The organism is Hydrogenophaga sp., from assembly GCF_031426985.1.
In the GTDB taxonomy this organism is placed as follows: domain Bacteria; phylum Pseudomonadota; class Gammaproteobacteria; order Burkholderiales; family Burkholderiaceae_C; genus Hydrogenophaga.
The window spans coordinates 1-1,806 of record NZ_JASJOY010000240.1 but is presented as its reverse complement, the minus strand read 5'-3'; the positions used below and the strand labels follow the sequence as shown (position 1 = coordinate 1,806).

Genomic DNA, 1,806 nt, shown 5'->3' with positions numbered 1-1,806 from the left:
ACCGCGTCTACAAGAACTACGACCCGCGCGCCAAGCTGATGCAGGAAACCTGCAACGAAGTGCTGGCCGAACTGGGCCTGGAGAACGACCCCCTGTTCAAACTGGCCAAGGAACTGGAAAAGATCGCGCTGGAAGACGAGTACTTCGTCAGCCGCAAGCTCTACCCGAACGTCGACTTCTACTCCGGCATCGTGCAGCGCGCCATCGGCATCCCCGTCAGCCTGTTCACCGGCATCTTCGCGCTGGCCCGCACCGTCGGCTGGATCGCCCAGCTCAACGAAATGCTGGCCGACCCCGAGTACAAGATCGGCCGTCCGCGCCAGCTGTTCACGGGCGCGGCACGCCGCGACGTGCCGGCCGGGTTTAAGCGATAACCCCCTGCGCCGCTTTGCGGCTTCCCCCTTGAAAAGGGGGACCACACCTGTGGCCCGGCGAAGCCGGTTCCACGGTGTGTGCTGGTCAAGGCACTTCACTCCGACCCGCTCACCTCTGGTGCAGCGGGTTTTGTTTTTGCGGGGTCTGACATCGCCAATCACGATGCCAGACCCACAACAAAAGAGGGAAAATCATCGAAGTCATCTTGAAATGCGATGACTGCTTCATGAACACCCCCGACCGAGCCTTCACCCGTCGCCTGGACCTGACCACGCTGCAACTGTTCGTGGCGGTGTGCGAACGCGGCAGCATCGGCAAGGCGGCCGAACTGGAGTTCATGGCCCCCTCCGCGGTCAGCAAACGGCTCTCGGACCTCGAATCCACCGTGGCTACCCCGCTGTTGCTGCGCCATGCACGCGGCGTGACCCCCACGCCCGCAGGACAGAGCCTGTTGCACCACGCGCGATCGGTGCTCTTCAGTCTGGACCAGATGCAGAGCGAACTCTCGGAATACGCCGACGGCGTGCGCGGCCATGTGCGGGTGCACGCCAACATCTCGGCCACGGTGCAGTTCCTGCCCGAGGACCTGGGCAGCTTCATCCGTGCCCACGACGCCATCAAGATCGACCTCGAAGAACGTCTCTCGACCGAGGTGCTGCGCGCGGTGCAGGAAGGTGCGGCCGATCTGGGCATCTGTCACGCCGGCAACGACGAACGCGCCCACGATCTGCAGGCCCTGCCCTACCGCCAGGACCGTTTGGTGCTGGTCGTGCCTGCGCGCCACCCGCTGGCCGCCACCAGCGATGCCATCGCCTTTGCCGACAGCCTGGACTGGGACCACGTCGGCCTGCACGCCAACAGTTCCATCTACCGCGCCATGCACATCGCGGCCACCGCCAGCGGACGCAACATCCGCCTGCGCATCCGCGTCACCGGGCTGGATGCCATGTGCCGCATGATCCACAACGGTCTGGGCATTGGCCTGATGCCACACCGCGCCTTCGAACTCATGCGCGGCGTCGGCGAACTGCAGGTGGTCGAACTCACCGATGCCTGGGCCATCCGCCACATCGATCTGGTGGCCCGCGACTTCTCCAGTCTGCCCGTCAGCGCCCGGCTGCTGGTGGACCATCTGTCCACACAGGCCAACAGCCACCTCACACCGTCCTAAAATTTCAAGCCCCACAGGAGAACCACGCCCCATGGCCCGCACGCTCTACGACAAGATCTGGGACGAACACGTCGTCCACACCGAGGAAGACGGCACGTCCATCCTCTACATCGACCGCCACCTGGTGCACGAAGTCACCAGCCCGCAGGCCTTCGAGGGCCTGCGCCAGGCCGGCCGCAAGGTCTGGCGCGTCAGCTCCATCGTCGCCACCGCCGACCACAACACGCCCACCACCGGCTGGGAACTGGGCTACGACGGCA

The 1,806-nt window shown here is 64.9% G+C and carries 3 protein-coding genes; all 3 read left to right on the top strand.

What is annotated here, in order from left to right:
• Positions 1-374: citrate/2-methylcitrate synthase (locus RMP09_RS23825; RefSeq protein ID WP_310568456.1), on the top strand; the 374-nt coding region annotated here is incomplete at its 5' end.
• A gap of 227 nt (positions 375-601) precedes the next feature.
• Positions 602-1,546 (top strand): LysR family transcriptional regulator, encoded by a 945-nt coding sequence (locus tag RMP09_RS23820; protein WP_310568455.1) that lies wholly within the window; start codon positions 602-604, stop codon positions 1,544-1,546.
• Between the two features lie 31 nt (positions 1,547-1,577).
• Positions 1,578-1,806: aconitase family protein (locus RMP09_RS23815; protein WP_310568454.1), on the top strand; the 229-nt coding region annotated here is incomplete at its 3' end.

Coding starts and splice junctions, on each gene's coding strand:
- RMP09_RS23820 (WP_310568455.1), top strand. CDS start 602: ATGAACACCCCCGACCGAGCCTTCACCCGTCGCCTGGACCTGACCACG.